A 19,875-nucleotide genomic window follows, 5' to 3' on the forward strand; every position below is an offset into this window, starting at 1 on the left:
TACCCAATCGGGGTGTAGCTTAGCCTGGTAGAGCGCTACGTTCGGGACGTAGAGGCCGGAGGTTCGAATCCTCTCACCCCGACCAGATTCTCCTTGTTAGCTCAAGGTTCAAAACCGCCGCAGTGTTGCTGGGCGGTTTTTTGTTTTGCGCGGCGCTTTTTTCGTTGCTCTCGTGCTGCCCTTCGCCGCTTTCTTTCCTCCGGCTCGCCAGGCACAGCGCGTACGTTGCCACGTTGTCGTCCTAGCGGCGTCAGCCTTCGTCCACACCGGAGCGCGCGGCCCCCTCTGCTATATTCTCTCCATCCTTTCCCTTATTTTTCACGACGCGTGGAACAACTTCCCTTATGGGCGCAGATCGGCGCCGTCCTTCTACTGCTTGTCTGCTCCGCCTTCTTTTCCATTTCCGAGACAGCGATGATGGCGCTCAATCGTCATCGCCTCAAACATCTCGCCAGCAAGAACACGCTCGGCGCAAAGACGACTCAGGGCCTGCTCGCAAAAACCGATCAGCTGCTCGGCGTGATCCTCATCGGCAACAACCTGTTCAACACGATCATTCCGGTACTCACGACATCGCTCGCGCTGCATACGTTCGGCCGCAATAGCCTCGTGCTGTCGATCGCGACCGGTATCGTCGCGTTCCTCATTATCGTGTTCGCGGAGATCACACCGAAGATCGTCGGCGCGACGTTTCCCGAGAAAATCGCGCTGCCCGCGAGCCTGCTGATCGCGCCGTTGATGCGCGTCGCGAGACCACTGATCTGGTTTGTCAACCTGTTCGCGACCGGCATCCTGCGCGTGCTGCACATCAACACGAAGGGCGCGCGCGACCAGCGGCTGTCCACCGAAGAACTGCGCACCATCGTGCTCGAGTCGGGAAGCTTCATGCCCACCAAGCACCGCAGCATCCTGCTGAACCTGTTCGACCTCGAAAACATCTCCGTCGATGACGTGATGATCCCGCGTCGCCGTATCGAGGCCCTCGACTTCGATGCCCCGTTCGAACAGATCCTGCATCAACTGGAGACCTGCTATCACAACAAGCTGATCGTCTACCGGGGCGACATCGACCGCGTGCTCGGTGTGCTGCACGTGCGCAAGACGCTGTCAGCGCTGCACAACCAGGAGCTCGAGCGCGATACCTTGCGCGAGCTGCTCGCCGAGCCGTACTTCGTGCCAAGCGGCACGCCGGTGTTCCAGCAGCTGCAATACTTTCAGGAGAGCCGGCAACGCATCGCGCTCGTCGTCAACGAATACGGCGAACTGCAAGGCCTCGTCACACCGGAAGACATCATCGAAGAACTGATCGGCGAATTCACCACGTCGATTCCGCGTAGCGCCAGCTCGCGCGGTGGCTGGAACGAGGCGGGCGAATGCATCGTCGCGGGAAGCATGCCGTTGCGCGAGCTGAACCGCTGGCTGCAACTCGGGCTACCCACCGATGGCCCCAAAACGCTGAACGGCCTGATTCTCGAAATCCTCGAAGACATCCCCGACGGCGACGTCTGCGTGCACATCGGAGACACCAAGCTCGAAGTGATGCGCAGCGACGATCAGGCGATCCGCACCGTCAAGCTTTTCAAACCGCCGTCGCGCACGAAGGCCGGTAAAGCAAGGTCAGGCTGAACTTCGCGCCGCCGCACGCTGATTTTCGTTCAGCATCGCACAGGCTCGCGAAACACGCCATTAGCCGAATGGCCGAATGGCATTCGGACGCCCGCAACCGGAAGATGAAGCCGTCATGTTCTAAAGGCGGTTCATCACCGGTCTCTCATGCAAACACCTTTTGCCACCGCCGCGGCATTGCCGCGCCCACTCGCTGTCGACGGCGAATCCAGCGCAACGAGTCTGAACGATCCCGACAACGCCCCAGCCGTGCGTCTGTTGACCGACACGTTGCACGAAGCGACGCGGCGCAATGCGTCGGATATCCACATCGAGCCGGCCGAGCATGGCTGGCGTGTGCGCCTGCGCATCGACGGCGTGCTGCATGAAATCCCGCGGCCGCCCGCCCATCTGCGCGACGCGTTCGTCACGCGTGTGAAAGTGCTCGCGCGCATGGACATCGCCGAGCGACGCGTGCCGCAGGACGGCCGGCTACGCCTCGCGACGTCGCCAGGACGGCTCGAGGATTACCGCGTCAATTCGCTGCCGACACTGTTCGGCGAAAAGCTCGTGCTACGACGGCTCGACGCGTTGCCCGCCGATCTTTCGCTCGATTCGCTCGGCCTCGATCCGCGGCAGCGCGAAGCCGTCGACGCCGCGATCTGCGCGCCGCACGGTCTGATGCTCGTCACCGGACCGACGGGCAGCGGCAAGACGCTATCGCTGTACTGCTTCCTGAACCTGCTGAACGGCGAGGCACGCAACCTCTGCTCGGTGGAAGACCCAGCCGAGATCCAGCTGGCCGGCATCAACCAGGTCAGCGTGCGCGAAAAAGCCGGACTGACTTTCGCGGTCGCGCTGCGGGCTTTTCTGCGTCAGGACCCGGACGTGATCATGGTTGGCGAAATCCGCGACAACGAAACCGCCGACGTTGCCGTGAAGGCCGCCCAAACCGGTCACCTCGTGCTGTCCACGCTGCATACGAACGACGCGCCCGCGGCCATCGCGCGGCTCATCGACATCGGTGTCGAGCCGTACAACCTTGCCGCCGCGCTGCGCATGGTGACCGCGCAGCGGCTGGTGCGGCGACTGTGCGTCGCATGCCGCGCGCCCGCGCCGCATTCGCCGGCGGCACTCCACGCCGCGGGCTTTGGCGAACATGAGCTCGACGGCTGGCAACCGTATGCGGCGACCGGCTGCGCGGTTTGTCATGGCATCGGCTATCGGGGGCGCGTCGGCATTCATCAGGTGATGCCCGTCTCCGACGCGATGCGTGAGCAGATCGTCGCGAGCGCGGGCGCGCACGAGTTGGCCCGCCTCGCGCAGATGGAACAGGTCGCGACGTTACGCGACGCGGCGCTTGCGCGCGTGCGCGACGGCACCACGAGTCTCGCCGAAGCGCTCGCCGCGACGGAGGTCGCATGAGTACCGCCGCGCTGTCACCAACCCGGTCCGTCTCAGCCGACCTACGCTTCAGATGGCGCGGCGTCGACGCGGACGGCACGCGCCAAAGCGGCACGCTGATCGCGCCCGACGCGAGCGCCGCACGCACGATGCTCAAACGCGACAACCTCTTTATCGTCGAACTCGCAACGCAAGGGCCGGCGCCACGCCCGAAGACGAGCGCGGCCGCTGTCACGCTGTTCACGCGACAACTGTCCAGTCTGCTGCGTGCCGGTTTGCCGCTCGCGCCCGCGCTCGAACTACTCGCGCAGGCGTCGACGTCGGGTCAGCGGCAAGGCATGCCGCGCATCGTCGGCACTGTCGCGCGCGACATCACCGCCGGCCTGCGGTTTTCGGCGGCCTTGCAGCGGCACCCGGCGCAGTTCAATGCGCTGTATTGCCAGCTCGTCGAGGTGGGCGAAGCGGCGGGCGCGCTCGTCACCGTGCTCGCCCGCCTCGCCGACGATCGCGAACGCGCCGCTGCGCAGCGCGCGAAGGTGCGCGCGGCTCTCACCTATCCAGCCGCGATCCTGCTGCTCGCGCTCGCGATAACTGCCGCATTGCTGGTGTGGGTCGTGCCGACGTTCAAGCAGATCTTCGATGGCTTCGGCGCGAAGCTGCCCGCGCCGACGCAGTTCGTGCTGGCGCTCTCGGCGGCCGCCGCGCGCTGGAGTGTGCCGCTGTTCATACTGATGCTCGCAATGAGCTCGGCCATCACGCTCGTGCTGCGTCGTTCGGTAAGCGCGCGCATCCGCTTCGCGCGCCTGTCGCTCGACCTGCCGGTGGCCGGCCCGCTGCTGCGCACGCTGTGCGCGGCGCGCTGGAGTCGCGCGCTTGGCACCTTGCTGTCCGCCGGCACGCCGCTCGCCGACGCATTCGATTCGCTCACTCAGGCGACCGGCAATGCCTTCTTCGATCGCGCGACGGCAAGCATCGCCATCAGATTGCGGCGCGGCGAACGGCTCGCCGCGGCTATGCTCGCGGCCCGCTGCTTTCCTCCCGAAGTCGTGCAGCCCGTTGCGGTCGCGGAGGAATCCGGCGCGCTCGACAGCATGCTGCTCGATGTCGCGTCGCTTGCGGATCGCCAGGTCGACGACAGGATCGGCACGCTATCGAGCCTGTGTGAACCGCTCGTGATCGTCGTGCTCGGCACCCTGGTCGGCGGCCTCGTCATCGCGATGTATCTTCCCATTATTCAACTCGGCAACGTGGTGTAGCATCGCAGCCGAATCCACTTCGTCACCATGCAGGCTCCTCTTCCGCTCGTGTCACAAACTTCCTCCAGCCTGCTCGCGGGCTTACTGCCGGGCCGCTTTGCCAGCGATATCGGCCTCGCGCTCGCGAGCCTACCCGCCGGCGTGCAGATCGCATTCGCGATCGTGCTTGGCCTCGTGATTGGCAGCTTCCTGAACGTGGTCGTGCATCGATTGCCGATCATGCTCGAGCGTGCATGGCGCGCCGAAATCAGCGAGACCACCGACGTGCCGCCGCCCGACCACGGACTGCCCGCGCGCTACAACCTGTGGGTGCCGCGCAGCGCGTGCCCGCATTGCGGCCATGTGCTGAGCGCGTGGGAAAACTTGCCGGTGCTGAGCTACCTGCTGTTACGCGGCCGTTGTTCCGCGTGCGGCACGCATATCAGCGCACGCTATCCGCTGCTCGAAATCGCGAGCGCCGCTTTCGCGGCAGGCGCACTGATAGCGTTCGGCCCGACGCTGATGGCACTCGCCGCGTTCGGCCTGTGCGCGACGTTGCTCGCGATGAGCGCGATCGACGTCGACACGCATTTGCTGCCCGACTCCTTGACGCTGCCGCTGTTGTGGGCCGGCCTGATCGTCAATTTCAACGGCATGTTCACGAATCTGCATGATGCGGTGCTCGGCGCTATCTTCGGATATCTGGCGTTGTGGGCCGTGCATTGGGCGTTCAAGCTCGTGCGTGGTATCGAAGGCATGGGCTATGGCGACTTCAAGCTTCTCGCCGCGCTCGGTGCGTGGCTCGGCTGGCCCGCGCTGCCGCAGATCGTGCTGGTGGCCGCGGTGGCCGGTGCCGTGATCGGCCTCGCGGCGACGTGGCGCGGCCGAATGCGCTTCGAGGAGCCGCTGCCGTTCGGGCCGTTTCTCGCGGCGGGCGGTGTGTTGACGCTGTTTGCCGGCACGCCGCTTTATCTGGCTCTGGGGGGCTGAACCATGTTCGTTGTAGGACTCACTGGCGGCATCGGCAGCGGCAAATCGACGGTGGCCGATCTGTTCGCCGCGCGCGGCGTGCCGCTCGTCGACACGGACGTGATCGCGCATCGCATCACCGCGCCGCATGGCCTCGCAATGCCGCACATCGCCGCCGAATTCGGCGCGCAATTCGTCGCCGCCGACGGCTCCCTCGATCGCGCGCGCATGCGCACGCTCGTGTTCAGCGACGAGACCGCGCGCAAACGTCTCGAAGGCATCACGCATCCGCTGATTCGCGCGGAAACCGAGCGCGAAGAGCGCGAAGCGAAAGGACCGTATGTGATCGTCGTGGTGCCGTTGCTGGTCGAGTCCGGGACCTGGAAGAACCGCGTGAATCGCGTGCTCACCGTCGATTGCAGCGTCGACACGCAGATCGCGCGTGTGGTGAGCCGCAACGGCTTCAGCCGTGAGCAGGTGCTCGCAATCATTGCGCGCCAGGCCACGCGCGAAGCGCGGCTCGCCGCCGCCGACGACGTGATCGTCAATGACAATGCGCCGCTCGAAGAACTCGAGGCGCAGGTGGACGCTCACCATCAAGCCTATCTGTCGCTGGCGACGGGCGATGCCGAGTTGTAGCGCGCGCAGAGGCATCGTCACCGGCACATTGAACTTTGCGCGCACGCGGGAGCCGAAGCGCTCGTAACACCGGGAACTCACAAAAAAGTTGCGAAAGCGCGCAGAAAAAGTGCGTGATTGCCTGGGTAGTCCCACGGCATTAGAATGTTTTGCATTCCTGTCACCGACCACGCCCGAGGCGAGCCCGCTTGATCCTTTACGAGTACCCCTTCAATGAGCGAATCCGGACGCTGTTGCGGCTCGAAGATCTGTTCGAGCGCTTCACGTTCTTTCTGACTCAGGAAGACGCGCGGGAACATCACGTCGCACTGACAACGCTGTTCGAAATCTCCGAAGTGGCGGGCCGCGCGGATCTGAAATCGGATCTGATGAAAGAGCTCGAGCGGCAGCGGCAAACGCTCGCGCCATTTCGCGGCAATCCGGGCATCGAGCAGAACGCGCTCGAAGCGGTGCTCGGCGAAATCGAGCAGACGCTTGCGGGGCTCACGCAGATGCAAGGCAAGACCGGCCAGCATCTTGCAGACAACGAGTGGCTCGCGAGCATTCGCAGCCGCGCAATCATCCCCGGTGGTACCTGCAAATTCGACCTGCCCTCGTATTACGCGTGGCAACAGTTGCATCCCGATCAGCGTCGCCAGGACATCGCCAAGTGGGTGACACCGCTTTTGCCGCTGCGCGACGCGGCCACCATCGTGCTGCGGCTCGCGCGTGAGTCGGGCCAGGCATCGAAGGTGATGGCGATGCAAGGCAGCTATCAGCAAATGCTGTCGGGCCGCTCGTATCAATTGATGCAGGTTCGCGTCGCTCCCGAATTGCGCGTGATTCCCGAAGCGAGCGCCAACAAGTACATGCTGTGGGTGCGCTTTACGGTGCAGGACGGCGATCTGCGGCCGCGCGCGGTCGACGTCGACGTGCCGTTCCAACTCACGCTCTGCAGCCTGTAATCGCCTGTCAATCACCGCCGCATTGAGCAGCGCACACCGGATTTGACCGAACGCGCCTTTGAACCGGCGCGAAATAGCCCTATATTCGTTACTTGTTCCGTTTGCGATTGACCGTCCGACCGTATGCCTACCGTCGTCAAATGTCCTACCTGCGGTAAAGATGTCCGCTGGACCTCCGAGAGCCGCTTCCGTCCGTTCTGCTCCGAGCGCTGCAAACAGACCGATCTGGGCGCATGGGCCGCCGAAAAATACAGGATTGGCGGCAACGAACAGGAAGGATCTTCGTCCGAAGAGGAAACGCCGCGCGGCGACTACAACCCGCACTGAGCGAGTCAGTAAAAAAGCCACGCGAACCGGCGCTGCCGATACAGCGCCCGCTACCGCGTGGCTTTTTCAATCACTGCCTTCAATCACTTCTTCTCAGCCGCGAGCCACTCCAGCACCGGGATCGTGGCCGGCAGCAACGGCGAGACATCCGCAGGCAAGCTCTGCCAGACGAAGGCCTGGCCTTCACGGCCGTGCGGCTCGCCCGACCACTGCGTCACCTTGCAGAAGAAGAGGCGCACATAGGCGTGCGGATAATCGTGTTCGAGCGTATGCCACAGATGGCTCGCCTCGACCTCGATTCCCAGCTCCTCGTGCAGCTCGCGCGCGAGCGCGGCCTCGACCGATTCGCCCGCTTCGAGCTTGCCGCCCGGAAACTCCCAGTAGCCCTCGTACGGCTTGCCCGTCGGACGCTGCGCGAGCAGATAGCGCCCATCCGGCTGCACCAGCACGCCGACCGCGACTTCGGTGACCGGACGGCCAGCGCCGTTGGCGCCGACGCTATTGCCGACGCCGGCGCTTTTGTCAGCGTCGCTCATGCCGGCGTTTTACGGCCGGACCAGTCGCGCGCGAACTGCCATGCGACCCGTCCCGAGCGCGAGCCACGTTCGAGCGCCCACACGAGCGCATCGCCGCGCGCCGATTCGATCTCGGCGTCGTCGCAACCGAAATGGCGCAGCCAGTGCGCGATGATCGTCAGGTAGTCGTCCTGCTTGAACGGATAGAAGCTGACCCACAGCCCGAAACGCTCGGACAGCGAAATCTTCTCTTCAACCAGTTCACCCGGATGAATCTCGCCGTCCGAAGTGTGCTTGTACGTCTCGTTGTCGCTCATGTACTCGGGCAGCAGATGGCGGCGGTTCGACGTCGCATAGATCAGTACGTTGTCGGACTGCGCGGCCACCGAGCCGTCGAGCGCGACCTTCAGCGCCTTGTAGCCCGACTCGCCTTCTTCGAACGACAGGTCGTCGCAGAACACGACGAAGCGCTCCGGCCGCTTCGCGATCAGATCGACGATGTCGCCGAGGTCGTGCAGATCGTCCTTGTCCACTTCGATCAGGCGCAGGCCGTCTTTCGCATACGCGTTCAGGCACGCCTTGATCAGCGACGACTTGCCGGTACCGCGCGCGCCCGTCAGCAGCACGTTGTTGGCCGGCTGACCGCGCACGAACTGGCGCGTGTTCTGTTCGATCAACCCCTTCTGGCGATCGATGTTCTGCAGGTCGTCGAGCGTGATCGGCGAAATGGCATGCACCGGCTGCAAGTAGCCGCGACCCTGGCGCTTGCGCCAGCGGAAAGCGACCGCGGCCGACCAGTCGATCTCCGGCGCAGCGGGCGGAAGCATCGCTTCCAGGCGGCCGAGCACGGCTTCGGCCCGGTTCAGAAACTGTTCGAGTTTGTCCATGGTGAGTAGGCGGCCCGTGGCCGCGCTTTGAAGCTGATTACGAGCGGTAGTCGGCGTTGATGCTCACGTAGTCGTGCGACAGATCGCAGGTCCAGATCGTGGCTTGCGCATTGCCGCGGCCGAGCACGACGCGAATGCCGATCTCGCTTTTTTTCATCACGCGCTGGCCGTCTTCTTCGCGGTAGGCCGGGTTACGGCCGCCGGCAGTCGCGACCAGCACGTCGTCCAGATACAGATCGATCTTGCCGACGTCGAGATCGTCAACGCCGGCATAGCCGATGGCCGCGAGAATACGGCCGAGGTTCGGGTCCGATGCATAGAAGGCCGTCTTGACGAGCGGCGAGTGGCCGATCGCGTAGGCGATCTGGCGGCATTCGCCGACGCTCGAGCCGCCTTCGACATGCACGGTCATGAATTTGGTCGCGCCCTCGCCGTCGCGCACGATCAGTTGCGCGAGGTTCTGCGCGACTTCGGTCACCGCGTCGCAAAGCGCTGCATAAGCGGGCGAATCGGTGGACGTGATCGCGGGCAGGCTCGATTTGCCCGACGCGATCAGGATGAACGAATCGTTGGTCGACGTATCGCCATCGATCGTGATGCAGTTGAACGAGCGATCCGCGACGTGCTTCACGAGCTCGTCGAGGACCGGCTGCGCGACGGCTGCGTCGAACGCGAGGAAGCCGAGCATGGTCGCCATGTTCGGCTTGATCATGCCGGCGCCCTTGCTGATGCCGGTCAGCGTGACGGTATGACCGCCGATCGTGACCTGGCGCGAGCTCGCCTTCGGCAGCGTGTCGGTCGTCATGATCGACTGCGCCGCGTCGTACCAGTTCGCTTCCTTGCGGTTCGCGAGCGCGGCCGGCAAGCCCGCCTTCAGACGATCGACCGGCAGCGGTTCGAGAATCACGCCCGTCGAGAACGGCAGCACCTGCTCGGGCACGATGTCGGCGAGACGCGCGAGTTCCGCGCAGGTTTCGCGCGTCGCGACGAGGCCCGGCTCACCGGTGCCCGCGTTCGCGTTGCCGGTGTTGATCACCAGCGCGCGAATCGGCTTGCCGCCCGCGCGCACGCGCTGCAGGTTCTCGCGGCAGACCGTGACGGGCGCCGCGCAGAAGCGGTTCTGCGTGAACACGCCGCCTACCGTCGCGCCTTCGTCGACGGAAATGACGAGCACGTCCTTGCGGTTCGGTTTGCGGATATTCGCTTCCGCCCAGCCTAGCGTGACGCCGGCGACGGGGTGGAGTTGAGCGGGATCGATCGAGGGAAAGTTGACAGCCATGGTCGCGACCTGTCGAAGAAAATGCCGGCGGACGCCGGCATCGGGGAAACGGAACTGATGACCCGGGTGTGTTGCCGGGTCACCCGCGAAATCAAAACGGCCAAACGGCGCTTAAAAACGACACGGCGCGCCCGGAAGCGCGCCGCATCGCCATCAGGCGATCCTGCCGTGGCACTGCTTGTACTTCTTGCCGCTGCCGCACGGGCACGGGTCGTTGCGGCCGACCTTCGGCACGTTGTCGGCATTCATGTGCACGGCCGCCTGCGGCGCTGCGCCGTGGCCGTGGCTCATCGCGTCGCCGATCATCGCGGCGGTGGCCGCTTCGGCCGCGACCGGCGCGGCGGCGCCGGCTTCCGCGAACTCGGCATGACGGAACTCGACGTTCTCCAGATGACCGCCCTGCTCTTCCATCTGCTCCGCGGCCGCTTCGAGCTGCTCCGGCGACTGGATCTGCACGTTCATCACGATGCGCGTGACTTCGAGCTTCACGGCGTCGAGCATCGCGGCGAACAGTTCGAACGCCTCGCGCTTGTATTCCTGCTTCGGGTTCTTCTGCGCATAGCCGCGCAGATGGATGCCCTGACGCAGATGATCGAGCGCGGCCAGATGCTCGCGCCACGCGCGGTCGAGCGTCTGCAGCATGATCGAGCGCTCGAACGCGCTGAACGATTCGCGGCCGACCAGCTGGACCTTCGCCTCGTACCCTTCGTCCGCGGCGGCCTCGACCGCTTCGAGAATCTCTTCCGCGCTGATCGAGTTCGACTCGTTGATCATTTCCTGAATCGCGAGGTCGAGCTGCCATTCGTTGCGCAGCACTTCCTCGAGCTCGGGCACGTCCCACTGCTCTTCGATGCTGCCCACCGGCACGAACTGATGCACGATGTCGCCGACCACGCCGTGACGCATCGCGCTGATGGTCTCGGTGATGTCGTTCGCTTCGAGCAGTTCGTTGCGCTGCTGGTAGATCACCTTGCGCTGGTCGTTCGATACGTCGTCGTATTCGAGCAATTGCTTACGAATATCGAAGTTGCGCGCCTCGACCTTGCGTTGCGCCGATTCAATCGAGCGCGACACGATGCCCGCTTCGATCGCCTCGCCTTCCGGCATCTTCAGGCGGTCCATGATCGCGCGCACGCGGTCGCCCGCGAAAATGCGCAGCAGCGGATCTTCCAGCGACAGATAGAAGCGCGACGAACCCGGGTCGCCCTGACGGCCCGCACGGCCGCGCAGCTGGTTGTCGATCCGGCGCGACTCGTGACGCTCGGTGCCGATGATGTGCAGACCACCCGCGGCCTTCACCTGATCGTGCAGCGTCTGCCATTCGTCGTGCAGCTTCTGGATGCGGCGCTGCTTTTCGTCGGCGGCGAGCGTTTCGTCCTGCTCGATGAACGACGCCTGCTTCTCCGCGTTGCCGCCGAGCACGATGTCCGTACCACGGCCGGCCATGTTGGTCGCGATCGTGACGCGCTGCGGACGGCCCGCTTCGGCGACGATCTCCGCTTCGCGCGCGTGCTGTTTCGCGTTCAGCACTTCGTGCGGCAAGCTGACCTGCTTCAGCAGATGCGACAGCAGCTCCGAGTTCTCGATCGACGTCGTGCCAACCAGCACCGGCTGACCTCGTTCGAAGCACTCGCGAATGTCGCGGATCACCGCGTCGTAGCGTTCCTTCGCGGTCTTGTAGATCTGATCCTGCTTGTCGATCCGCTTCGGCGGACGGTTGGTCGGGATCACGACCGTTTCGAGACCGTAGATCTCGTTGAATTCGTACGCTTCGGTGTCGGCCGTGCCGGTCATGCCGGCCAGCTTCGCGTACATGCGGAAGTAGTTCTGGAACGTGATCGATGCGAGCGTCTGGTTCTCGCTCTGGATCTTCACGTGTTCCTTCGCCTCGACCGCCTGGTGCAGACCGTCAGACCAACGGCGGCCGGCCATCAGACGGCCGGTAAATTCGTCGACGATGATCACTTCGCCGTTCTGCACGACGTAGTGCTGATCCTTGAAGAACAGCGTGTGCGCGCGCAACGCCGCGTACACGTGGTGCATCAGCGTGATGTTCTGCGGCGCGTACAGGCTTTCGCCGTCGCCGATCAGGCCCCACTCGGAGAGCAGGCGCTCGGCCTTTTCGTGGCCCGACTCGGTCAGGAAGACCTGACGGCCTTTTTCGTCCAGCGTGTAGTCGCCCGGCTTCTCGACGCCGGTGCCGTCCGCCTTCTCTTCGCCAATCTGGCGCTCGAGCAGCGGCGGCAACGCGTTCATGCGCACGTAGAGTTCGGTGTGATCTTCGGCCTGGCCGGAGATGATCAGCGGCGTACGCGCTTCGTCGATCAGGATCGAGTCCACCTCGTCGACGACCGCGAAGTTCAGGCTACGCTGCACGCGCGCGTCGGTCTCGTAGACCATGTTGTCGCGCAGGTAGTCGAAGCCGAATTCGTTGTTGGTGCCGTAGGTGATGTCGGCGGCGTAGGCTTGCTGCTTCGCCGTGTGCTCCATCTGCGACAGGTTGATACCGACCGACAGACCGAGGAAGTTGTAGAGACGCGCCATCCATTCGGCGTCGCGCTGCGCGAGGTAGTCGTTGACCGTGACCACGTGGACGCCGCGGCCCGACAGCGCGTTCAGGTAGACCGGCAGCGTCGCGACGAGCGTCTTGCCCTCGCCGGTGCGCATTTCGCTGATCTTGCCGTAGTGCAGCGCCATACCGCCGATCAGCTGCACGTCGAAGTGGCGCATCTTCAGCACCCGCTTGCTGGCCTCGCGGCAGACCGCGAACGCTTCCGGCAGGATCTTGTCGAGCGATTCGCCGCTCGCGACGCGCTGGCGGAATTCACCCGTTTTGGCGCGCAGTTGGTCATCCGTCAATTGCTCGATCTGCGGCTCGAGCGCATTGATCGCCGCGACGGTCTTTTGATATTGCTTGACTAGCCGCTGATTACGGCTGCCAAAAATCTTCTGTAGAAAACCGGTGGTCATCGGATCGGTGTCTGCGTCGCGGCTTCGGCTGGCTCGCGGTATGCACTATGCGCATACCGCGCCTGGGTCGGAAAGTCCTCGGCGGCTTAGTCCAAGAGTGAATTCGAATCGGGCATTTTAGCACGCGCCTCCGGCCGCGCTCGTGTCGCAGGCGTGACGGCGCCGGCCTCCGCCAGCCCCGCCCGGCAACCTCCGGCGCGGCGCGGACCGACTTCGCAAGCTGCCCGCGCGGTACAATCGCGGCGTGAGCGCGCATGGGGCGAGCTCACGTCGTCAATCCCAAACATGAGCCGTTTTTCGTCCTTTTCAAGGCCGCCGAAGCAGTTCGATCGGCGCCGTCCGCAACCGCTTGCCGAGGTACTCGGCCGCACGGACGCGTTCGCTGCGCTGCGCGCAGGCGTCGAGCAGATCGCCGCGCTCGAGAAGGATCTGCGCGAGCTGCTGCCCGATTATCTGGCGACGAGCGTCGAGCCTGGCTTCATCAAGGAGGGCGTGCTGGCCCTGTTCGCCGCGCACAACGCGCTCGCGGCGCGTCTGCGGCATCTGGAGCCGCGGCTGCTGGCGGATTTGCAGCAGCGCGGCTGGCCCGTGCAGGCGCTGAAGATTCGCGTGCGGCCGCAGCCGCTGAAAGAACCGCCGCCCGTAAAACAGGCGCGCATGACGCCGGCGGGCGCCGCCGCGCTGCAGGCGTTGAGCGAATCGCTCGAGCCTTCGCCGTTGCAGGAGGCGCTCGCGCGCATGGCCGCGCGGCATCGGCGCAATCGCTGAACGCTCGACGAAAAAAACGGCCCCGAGGGGCCGTTTTTCATTTGCTTGCCTGTTACGCTGACTTTATGCGAACGCAGTCTGCGTCTCGTACGCGAAGCCGCGCGGGGCCTTCTGCGTGTCGTCGAAAGTGACGATTTCGTACGAGTCTTCGTGCGCGAGCAACTCACGCAGCAACGCGTTGTTCAGACCGTGGCCCGACTTGTACGCGGTGTACGACGCGAGCAGCGGGTGGCCGACCACGTACAGGTCGCCGATGGCGTCGAGCATTTTGTGCTTGACGAACTCGTCGTCGTAACGCAAGCCGTCGTTGTTCAGGATGCGATACTCGTCGAGCACGATCGCGTTGTCCATGCTGCCGCCGCGCGCGAGGCCGAGCTCACGCATCATTTCCACTTCATGCGCGAAGCCGAACGTGCGGGCACGCGCGATTTCGCGCACGTACGACGTGTTGGCGAAATCCACTTCCAACGCCTGACCGGTTTTGTCCACGGCCGGGTGACGGAAGTCGATCGTGAATTTGAGCTTGAAACCGAAGTACGGATCGAGGCGCGCGAACTTGTCGCCGTCACGGATTTCGACCGGCTTCGTGACCTTGATGAATTTCTTCGGCGCGTTCTGCTCTTCGATACCCGCCGACTGGATCAGGAACACGAACGAACCCGCGCTGCCGTCCATGATCGGGATTTCCTCGGCGGTAACGTCGACGTAAAGATTGTCGATGCCAAGACCGGCGCAGGCGGACATCAGATGCTCGATGGTCGACACGCGCGCGCCGTCTTTCTGCAACACGGAAGCCAGACGCGTATCGCCAATCGCCAGCGCGGACGCAGGAATGTCCACCGGCGTGGGCAAATCCACGCGCGAAAAGACGATGCCAGTGCCCGGCGCCGCCGGGCGGAGCGTCAGATTGACTTTACGGCCGGAGTGCAGCCCGATGCCGACAGTCTTGACGATCGATTTAATTGTGCGCTGCTTCAACATGGTGGCATTCTGTTCGATTGAAAATCCTAATCAGGATTTTTTATTCCATAGCGCGAATTATACTCCAATCCCCAGACCAGCGTCTTTGCGGGGAACGTGACAATCTGTTTCGCTGCATTACCCACTGGGCTCCCCGACGGAAAGCGTGACGGGCCGATGCCCCGGAACGGAGGCGTTTCCGGTCATCGGCCCGCGTAACGGCCTGTCACAAAAGCGTCGTAATCACCGTTGCCGTAACGCCACGCGGCATAAGCGCAGGGTCGCGACGAAGGTGCGACGTCAGCAACTAGCTCAACGTGGCGAGAATACTCGCTGCATCGCTGACTTCGAATTTGCCGGCAGCCTCGACGTTCAGCGTCTTGACCACGCCGTCGTCGATCACCATCGCGTAGCGCAGGGAACGGATCCCCATGCCGCGCGCCGACAGATCCTGCTCCAGACCAAGCGCCCGTGTGAAAGCCGCACTACCGTCCGCCATCATGCGCACCTTGCCCGAGGTGTGCTGATCGCGTCCCCACGCGCCCATGACGAACGCGTCGTTGACGGACACGCACCAGATTTCGTCGATGCCGGCAGCGCGCAACTGCTCGGCATGCTCGACATAGCCCGGTACATGTTTGGCCGAACAGGTCGGCGTGAACGCGCCGGGCAATCCGAAGATCACCACGCGCTTGCCCGCCGTCTGCTCGTGCACGTCGAAACTGTTCGGTCCGATCGTGCAGCCCGCCCGCTCGTCTTCGACGTACTCGAAGAGCGTCGCGTCGGGCAGCTTTTCACCTTCCTTGATCATGCTCAGTCCTTTGCATCGATGCGAGGCACGCTCGCACGTCCTCGTGTCGCAGTGAATTTCGGTTCGGCCCATTCAACTATAAGCCAACGCCGTTCGGCGGCAGCCACTTCGTCCGCTTCGCGAATCCGCAGAGGGCAGTTGCCCCTGCCGCGAATCAGACGATAAGCGACCTGCTTGCCGTTCACCCGCCACGCTCGTGCGTTCGTCCGCCAGCGCTGCATCTGCGACCTTACTCGCAACGCGGCAACGAAGCCTGCCCGTGCGCTCAGTCCGCCTGCTTGCGCAGGAATGCCGGAATGTCGTACGTATCGACGCCCTTTTCCTGCAGCGCCTGCACGTGCGAGGCCGCCGTGTCGCGCGAGGTGCGCCACACTGCCGGCGTATCGAGCGCGCCGTAGTCGGCCGTGCTGGCGTGGCCTGCCGCCGGGGCGTACGCCGCATGCGCCATCGCGCCGATCGGCTGGTTGTCGGTGCCGGTGCGCAGTAGCGTCATCGGTGCAGATTGCTGCTTCTTCGCCGCGCGGCCGAGGCCCGTCGCGACGACCGTCACGCGCAGCGCGTCGCCCATCGCGTCGTCGTACACGGCGCCGAAGATCACCGTGGCATCTTCCGCGGCATAGCTCTTGATCGTGTTCATCACTTCGCGCGTTTCCGACAGACGCAGCGAACGGCTCGACGTGATGTTGACCAGCACGCCACGCGCGCCCGACAGATCGACGCCTTCCAGCAGCGGGCTCGCGACGGCCTGTTCGGCCGCGAGACGCGCGCGATCGACGCCGGCAACCGTCGCCGTGCCCATCATCGCCTTGCCCTGCTCGCCCATCACGGTCTTCACGTCTTCGAAGTCGACGTTGACGAGACCGTCGACGTTGATGATTTCCGCAATGCCCGCGACCGCGTTGTTCAGAACGTCGTCAGCGCACTGGAAGCACTTGTCCATCTCGGCGTCGTCGCCCATCACCTCGAACAGCTTGTCGTTCAGCACGACGATCAGCGAGTCGACGTGATCCTCCAGTTGCTGCGAACCGGCTTCCGCCACGCGCATACGCTTGCCGCCTTCGAATTCGAACGGCTTGCTGACGACGCCAACGGTCAAAATACCCATTTCCTTCGCGATCTGCGCGACGACCGGTGCCGCGCCCGTGCCGGTACCGCCACCCATGCCGGCGGTGATGAACACCATGTGCGCGCCGCGCAGTGCGTCGGCGATACGCTCGCGTGCTTCTTCAGCAGCGGCGTGGCCCATTTCCGGCTTGGCGCCCGCGCCCAGACCCGTGTTGCCGAGCTGGATCACCGCGGTGGCGCGCGAACGCGACAGCGCCTGCGCGTCCGTGTTCATCACGATGAAGTCGACGCCTTGCACGCCTTTGTTGATCATGTGCTGAACGGCATTGCCGCCAGCGCCACCGACTCCGACGACCTTGATGATCGTGCCGCTCGTTTCGGTTTCCAGCATCTGGAATTCCATGTTGCCTCCGTCAAGATAAAAAGTTACCGCCACTCGGCGTTATCCGGCAGGAGATCGGGCAACCCCCTGTCGCGCGCCGGCCGCCGGCACCAGCGCGAATTTCTCGAAACCCGTAGTCAGAAGTTGCCGAGGAACCAGTCCTTCATGCGCGAGAACACCTGTCCCATCGACCCCGACTGCACCGCAACCTTGCGCCCGCGCATACGCTGCGAGCGTCCTTCGACGAGCAGACCCATCGCCGTCGAATAGCGCGGATTGCGCACGACGTCGGCGAGACCGCCCGCATACTCCGGCACGCCGATGCGCACCGGTTTCAGGAAAATGTCCTCACCGAGCTCGACCATGCCGATCATCATCGACGCGCCGCCCGTCAGCACGACGCCCGAGCTCAGCAGTTCTTCATAACCCGACTCGCGCACCACCTGCTGCACGAGCGAAAACAGCTCTTCGACGCGCGGCTCGATCACGGCCGCCAATGCCTGGCGCGACAGCGTGCGCGGCCCGCGCTCGCCGAGACCCGGCACTTCGATCATCTCGTCCGGATCGGCGAGCGCCTGCTTGGCGATGCCGTAGTCGACCTTGATGTCCTCGGCATCCGGCGTCGGCGTTCGCAGCGCCATCGCGATGTCGCTCGTGATCTGGTCGCCGGCGATCGGAATCACGGCCGTGTGGCGAATCGCGCCTTCGCTGAAGATCGCGATGTCCGTCGTGCCGCCGCCGATGTCGACCAGCACCACGCCCAGTTCCTTTTCGTCTTCCGTCAGCACCGCGAGCGAAGACGCGAGCGGCTGCAGAATCAGGTCGTTCACTTCGAGGCCGCAGCGACGCACGCACTTGACGATGTTCTGCGCCGCGCTCACGGCACCGGTCACGATATGCACCTTCACTTCGAGGCGGATGCCGCTCATGCCGATCGGCTCGCGCACGTCTTCCTGACCGTCGATGATGAATTCCTGCGTGAGGATATGCAGCACCTGCTGGTCGGTCGGAATGTTGATCGCCTTGGCGGTTTCGATCACGCGCGCGACGTCCGCCTGCGTGACTTCCTTCTCCTTGATCGCGACCATGCCGCTCGAATTGAAGCTGCGGATATGGCTGCCGGCGATGCCGGTGAACACATTCGTGATCTTGCAGTCGGCCATCAGCTCGGCTTCCTCGAGCGCGCGCTGAATCGACTGCACGGTGGCTTCGATATTCACCACCACGCCCTTCTTGAGCCCCTTCGATTCGCTCTGGCCGAGACCGATCACCTCGTAGTGACCCTCGCCCTTCAACTCGGCGACGATGGCCACTACCTTCGACGTTCCGATGTCGAGGGCGACCAGCAGATCTTTATAGTCTTTACTCATAGCGTGCTCAGTGCGTGTGATGTCCGTTTACTTCTTGCCCTTGTCGGGTTCGCTGATGAAGCGCATGCCAGTGGCACGAATCGCGAAACCGTTCGGATAGCGCAAGTCCGCATTCTCGATATCCTTTCCCCAACGTTGCGTCACCGCGCTCCATGCCGCGGTCAGGCGCTTGCTGCGATCGGCCAGCGTGTCCTGATTGCGTTCGCGGCCCAACTCCACCTGCGTGCCGTTCGACAGCTTCACCGTCCACGCGTAGCGCGGCGACAGCGTCACTTCCTCGGGCGTCTCGTGGATCGCCGCGAACCACTTCTGGAAGTCGTGATAACGCGCGACGACTTCCTTCGCCGTACCGTCCGGGCCGTCGAACGCCGGCAGGTCTCCGTCGAGCTCGCCCTGGTTCGCGGTGAACAGCTCGCCGTCGACGCTCACCAGCTGATCGCTGCCCCACGTCCCAAGCGGCTTGTACTCCTCGAGCGTGACAGCCAGTGCATTCGGCCACACGCGCCGTACGCTCGCGTGACGCACCCACGGCATCTGCTCGAACGCCTGCCGTGCGGCGTCGAGATCGACCGTGAAGTAGTTGCCCTTCAGTCGCCCCACCACGCCGGCGCGTACCGTCGGCGAATTGATGTGCTCGGTATCGCCGTCGATCTGGATCTCGCGCAGCGCGAAATTCGGGCGCTGGATCAGCCAGTAACCGCCCGCCGCCAGCAGCACGAGCACCAGCAACGCGTGCAACGCGTTGCTGGCGAGATTGAGCTGGCGAACGTTGTTCCACATGGTGTCGCTTGCGGTTGCCTTGGTTAATCCTGCAGCGTCAGCGCCAACACGCCGACCACCAGTTCCTGATAGCTGATGCCGACCGCGCGCGCCGCTTTCGGCGGCAGCGAGTGATCGGTCATGCCGGGCGCCGTATTCACTTCGAGGAAGTACGGCTTGCCTTCGCCGTCGAGCATGAAGTCCGCGCGGCCCCAGTCGGTGCAGCCGAGCACATCGAACGCGCGGCGCGCGAGCACCTTCAGGCGCGCTTCCTCTTCGGCGCCGAGACCGCACGGAATCAGATACTGCGTGTCGTTGGCGACGTACTTCGCGTGGTAGTCGTAGAACTCGCCGGCCGGCACGATGCGGATCACCGGCAGGTCCAGATTGCCGGCGATGCACGCGGTGTACTCGCCGCCGCCTTCGATGCTCTTCTCGACCACGACGATACGGTCGTGCTTCACGGCTTCGATCAACGCGGCCGGCAGCGCGTCCGCGCTCTTCACCTTGATCACGGCGACACTCGAACCTTCGCTCGCCGGCTTCACGAACAGCGGCAGACCGAGCTTCGCGACGATCTCCTTGGCGCGCGCTTCGTAGTCGTCACCGCGCAGCACCGCTTCGAACGGCGGAGTCGGAATGCCGAGCTGCTGCCACACGAGCTTGGTGCGGAACTTGTCGAGACCGAGCGCCGAGCCGAGCACGCCGCTACCGGTGTAACGGATGCCATAGAAGTCCAGCGCGCCCTGGATCTGGCCGTTCTCGCCGTAGCCGCCATGCAACGCGTTGAACGCGCGCACGAAGCCTTCATCCTTCAATGCGGACAGCGGACGCTCGGCCGGATCGAACGGATGCGCGTCGACGCCCGCGTCACGCAGGCCTTGCAACACCAGGCGCCCGGAATTGAGCGACACCTCGCGCTCGGCGGAATTACCGCCGAGCAGCACTGCCACCTTGCCGAATTGTTTAGGGTCGATACTGCTCAT

The 19,875-nt window shown here is 64.2% G+C and carries 19 protein-coding genes and 1 tRNA gene; 9 read left to right on the forward strand and 11 right to left on the reverse strand.

All coding sequences use genetic code 11. The features are described 5' to 3' along the window. The first annotated feature begins 8 nt into the window (after window positions 1-8). Window positions 9-85, forward strand: a tRNA-Pro gene (locus HDG34_RS06455). Window positions 86-101: 16 nt separating this feature from the next. Here the strand turns inward: HDG34_RS06455 and HDG34_RS40085 are convergent. Beyond that, window positions 102-215 (reverse strand): hypothetical protein, encoded by a 114-nt coding sequence (locus tag HDG34_RS40085; RefSeq protein WP_409259250.1) that lies wholly within the window; start codon window positions 213-215, stop codon window positions 102-104. 112 nt (window positions 216-327) lie between these two features. Here HDG34_RS40085 and HDG34_RS06460 point away from each other — a divergent pair, with 112 nt between their 5' ends. The 7 genes from HDG34_RS06460 to HDG34_RS06490 all read left to right on the forward strand — a co-directional run bounded on the left by HDG34_RS06460 (window position 328) and on the right by HDG34_RS06490 (window position 7,123). Beyond that, the gene (locus HDG34_RS06460; RefSeq protein WP_184058551.1) at window positions 328-1,626 is read left to right on the forward strand and encodes an HlyC/CorC family transporter; all 1,299 of its coding nucleotides are present in this window, start codon (window positions 328-330) and stop codon (window positions 1,624-1,626) included. 147 nt (window positions 1,627-1,773) lie between these two features. Beyond that, complete coding sequence (locus HDG34_RS06465) at window positions 1,774-3,030, forward strand: GspE/PulE family protein (protein ID WP_184058553.1); 1,257 nt, start codon at window positions 1,774-1,776, stop codon at window positions 3,028-3,030. Further along, window positions 3,027-4,265 carry a type II secretion system F family protein gene (locus tag HDG34_RS06470; protein WP_184058555.1) on the forward strand — a complete coding sequence of 413 codons (1,239 nt, stop codon included), beginning with the start codon at window positions 3,027-3,029 and terminating at the stop codon, window positions 4,263-4,265. Before HDG34_RS06465 ends, HDG34_RS06470 begins: the two co-directional genes overlap by 4 nt. 27 nt (window positions 4,266-4,292) lie before the next feature. Then, complete coding sequence (locus tag HDG34_RS06475) at window positions 4,293-5,234, forward strand: A24 family peptidase (RefSeq protein ID WP_184058556.1); 942 nt, start codon at window positions 4,293-4,295, stop codon at window positions 5,232-5,234. Between the two features lie 3 nt (window positions 5,235-5,237). Continuing rightward, window positions 5,238-5,852 (forward strand): dephospho-CoA kinase, encoded by a 615-nt coding sequence (gene coaE / locus HDG34_RS06480; protein WP_184058558.1) that lies wholly within the window; start codon window positions 5,238-5,240, stop codon window positions 5,850-5,852. A gap of 188 nt (window positions 5,853-6,040) precedes the next feature. Further along, window positions 6,041-6,796, forward strand: coding sequence for a cell division protein ZapD (gene zapD, locus HDG34_RS06485; protein WP_008921182.1), 756 nt, complete (start codon window positions 6,041-6,043; stop codon window positions 6,794-6,796). A 123-nt stretch (window positions 6,797-6,919) separates the two neighbouring features. Continuing rightward, the gene (locus tag HDG34_RS06490; RefSeq protein WP_084754177.1) at window positions 6,920-7,123 is read left to right on the forward strand and encodes a DNA gyrase inhibitor YacG; all 204 of its coding nucleotides are present in this window, start codon (window positions 6,920-6,922) and stop codon (window positions 7,121-7,123) included. Between the two features lie 83 nt (window positions 7,124-7,206). Here the strand turns inward: HDG34_RS06490 and HDG34_RS06495 are convergent, their stop codons facing one another. The 4 genes from HDG34_RS06495 to secA all read right to left on the reverse strand — a co-directional run bounded on the left by HDG34_RS06495 (window position 7,207) and on the right by secA (window position 12,774). Continuing rightward, window positions 7,207-7,659 (reverse strand): NUDIX domain-containing protein, encoded by a 453-nt coding sequence (locus HDG34_RS06495; RefSeq protein ID WP_184058560.1) that lies wholly within the window; start codon window positions 7,657-7,659, stop codon window positions 7,207-7,209. Further along, window positions 7,656-8,525, reverse strand: coding sequence for an ATP-binding protein (locus HDG34_RS06500; protein WP_184058562.1), 870 nt, complete (start codon window positions 8,523-8,525; stop codon window positions 7,656-7,658). The genes HDG34_RS06495 and HDG34_RS06500 overlap by 4 nt, the downstream gene beginning before the upstream one ends. Before the next feature lie 37 nt (window positions 8,526-8,562). Then, a complete protein-coding gene (gene argJ / locus HDG34_RS06505) occupies window positions 8,563-9,804 on the reverse strand; it encodes a bifunctional glutamate N-acetyltransferase/amino-acid acetyltransferase ArgJ (RefSeq protein ID WP_184058564.1) in 1,242 nt (413 codons plus the stop codon). Between the two features lie 153 nt (window positions 9,805-9,957). Beyond that, window positions 9,958-12,774 carry a preprotein translocase subunit SecA gene (gene secA / locus HDG34_RS06510; protein WP_184058566.1) on the reverse strand — a complete coding sequence of 939 codons (2,817 nt, stop codon included), beginning with the start codon at window positions 12,772-12,774 and terminating at the stop codon, window positions 9,958-9,960. Between the two features lie 285 nt (window positions 12,775-13,059). On the opposite strand from secA, the gene HDG34_RS06515 reads away from it, so the two are divergent. Beyond that, entirely contained in the window at window positions 13,060-13,542 is a 483-nt protein-coding gene (locus tag HDG34_RS06515) for a DciA family protein (protein WP_090801953.1), read from the forward strand. A gap of 63 nt (window positions 13,543-13,605) precedes the next feature. On the opposite strand, the gene lpxC is transcribed toward HDG34_RS06515, so the two are convergent. The 6 genes from lpxC to HDG34_RS06545 form a co-directional block, all read right to left on the reverse strand. Continuing rightward, a complete protein-coding gene (gene lpxC, locus HDG34_RS06520; RefSeq protein ID WP_090801955.1) occupies window positions 13,606-14,523 on the reverse strand; it encodes a UDP-3-O-acyl-N-acetylglucosamine deacetylase in 918 nt (305 codons plus the stop codon). Between the two features lie 286 nt (window positions 14,524-14,809). Further along, on the reverse strand, window positions 14,810-15,313 hold the full coding sequence (locus HDG34_RS06525; protein ID WP_184058568.1) for a peroxiredoxin: 504 nt from the start codon (window positions 15,311-15,313) through the stop codon (window positions 14,810-14,812). Window positions 15,314-15,578: 265 nt separating this feature from the next. Continuing rightward, a complete protein-coding gene (gene ftsZ / locus HDG34_RS06530; protein WP_184058571.1) occupies window positions 15,579-16,781 on the reverse strand; it encodes a cell division protein FtsZ in 1,203 nt (400 codons plus the stop codon). 116 nt (window positions 16,782-16,897) lie between these two features. Then, complete coding sequence (gene ftsA / locus HDG34_RS06535; RefSeq protein WP_008921172.1) at window positions 16,898-18,130, reverse strand: cell division protein FtsA; 1,233 nt, start codon at window positions 18,128-18,130, stop codon at window positions 16,898-16,900. A gap of 27 nt (window positions 18,131-18,157) precedes the next feature. Next, window positions 18,158-18,910 carry a cell division protein FtsQ/DivIB gene (locus HDG34_RS06540; RefSeq protein WP_184051056.1) on the reverse strand — a complete coding sequence of 251 codons (753 nt, stop codon included), beginning with the start codon at window positions 18,908-18,910 and terminating at the stop codon, window positions 18,158-18,160. A 23-nt stretch (window positions 18,911-18,933) separates the two neighbouring features. Further along, on the reverse strand, window positions 18,934-19,875 hold the full coding sequence (locus tag HDG34_RS06545; RefSeq protein WP_090801962.1) for a D-alanine--D-alanine ligase: 942 nt from the start codon (window positions 19,873-19,875) through the stop codon (window positions 18,934-18,936).

This window comes from Paraburkholderia sp. HC6.4b (assembly GCF_014200875.1).
GTDB classification, from domain to species: Bacteria; Pseudomonadota; Gammaproteobacteria; order Burkholderiales; family Burkholderiaceae; genus Paraburkholderia; species Paraburkholderia tuberum.

What these genes read in the sequence shown, in the direction of transcription:
- HDG34_RS06465 (WP_184058553.1), top strand. Translation starts at nt 1,774, where the DNA reads ATGCAAACACCTTTTGCCACCGCCGCGGCATTGCCGCGCCCACTCGCT.
- ftsA (WP_008921172.1), bottom strand. Translation starts at nt 18,130, where the DNA reads ATGAGTAAAGACTATAAAGATCTGCTGGTCGCCCTCGACATCGGAACG.
- ftsZ (WP_184058571.1), bottom strand. Translation starts at nt 16,781, where the DNA reads ATGGAATTCCAGATGCTGGAAACCGAAACGAGCGGCACGATCATCAAG.
- HDG34_RS06525 (WP_184058568.1), bottom strand. Translation starts at nt 15,313, where the DNA reads ATGATCAAGGAAGGTGAAAAGCTGCCCGACGCGACGCTCTTCGAGTAC.
- HDG34_RS06490 (WP_084754177.1), top strand. Translation starts at nt 6,920, where the DNA reads ATGCCTACCGTCGTCAAATGTCCTACCTGCGGTAAAGATGTCCGCTGG.
- HDG34_RS06500 (WP_184058562.1), bottom strand. Translation starts at nt 8,525, where the DNA reads ATGGACAAACTCGAACAGTTTCTGAACCGGGCCGAAGCCGTGCTCGGC.
- HDG34_RS06540 (WP_184051056.1), bottom strand. Translation starts at nt 18,910, where the DNA reads ATGTGGAACAACGTTCGCCAGCTCAATCTCGCCAGCAACGCGTTGCAC.
- HDG34_RS06470 (WP_184058555.1), top strand. Translation starts at nt 3,027, where the DNA reads ATGAGTACCGCCGCGCTGTCACCAACCCGGTCCGTCTCAGCCGACCTA.
- lpxC (WP_090801955.1), bottom strand. Translation starts at nt 14,523, where the DNA reads ATGTTGAAGCAGCGCACAATTAAATCGATCGTCAAGACTGTCGGCATC.
- HDG34_RS06545 (WP_090801962.1), bottom strand. Translation starts at nt 19,875, where the DNA reads ATGAGCAGTATCGACCCTAAACAATTCGGCAAGGTGGCAGTGCTGCTC.
- HDG34_RS06515 (WP_090801953.1), top strand. Translation starts at nt 13,060, where the DNA reads ATGAGCCGTTTTTCGTCCTTTTCAAGGCCGCCGAAGCAGTTCGATCGG.
- argJ (WP_184058564.1), bottom strand. Translation starts at nt 9,804, where the DNA reads ATGGCTGTCAACTTTCCCTCGATCGATCCCGCTCAACTCCACCCCGTC.
- HDG34_RS06475 (WP_184058556.1), top strand. Translation starts at nt 4,293, where the DNA reads ATGCAGGCTCCTCTTCCGCTCGTGTCACAAACTTCCTCCAGCCTGCTC.
- secA (WP_184058566.1), bottom strand. Translation starts at nt 12,774, where the DNA reads ATGACCACCGGTTTTCTACAGAAGATTTTTGGCAGCCGTAATCAGCGG.
- coaE (WP_184058558.1), top strand. Translation starts at nt 5,238, where the DNA reads ATGTTCGTTGTAGGACTCACTGGCGGCATCGGCAGCGGCAAATCGACG.
- HDG34_RS06495 (WP_184058560.1), bottom strand. Translation starts at nt 7,659, where the DNA reads ATGAGCGACGCTGACAAAAGCGCCGGCGTCGGCAATAGCGTCGGCGCC.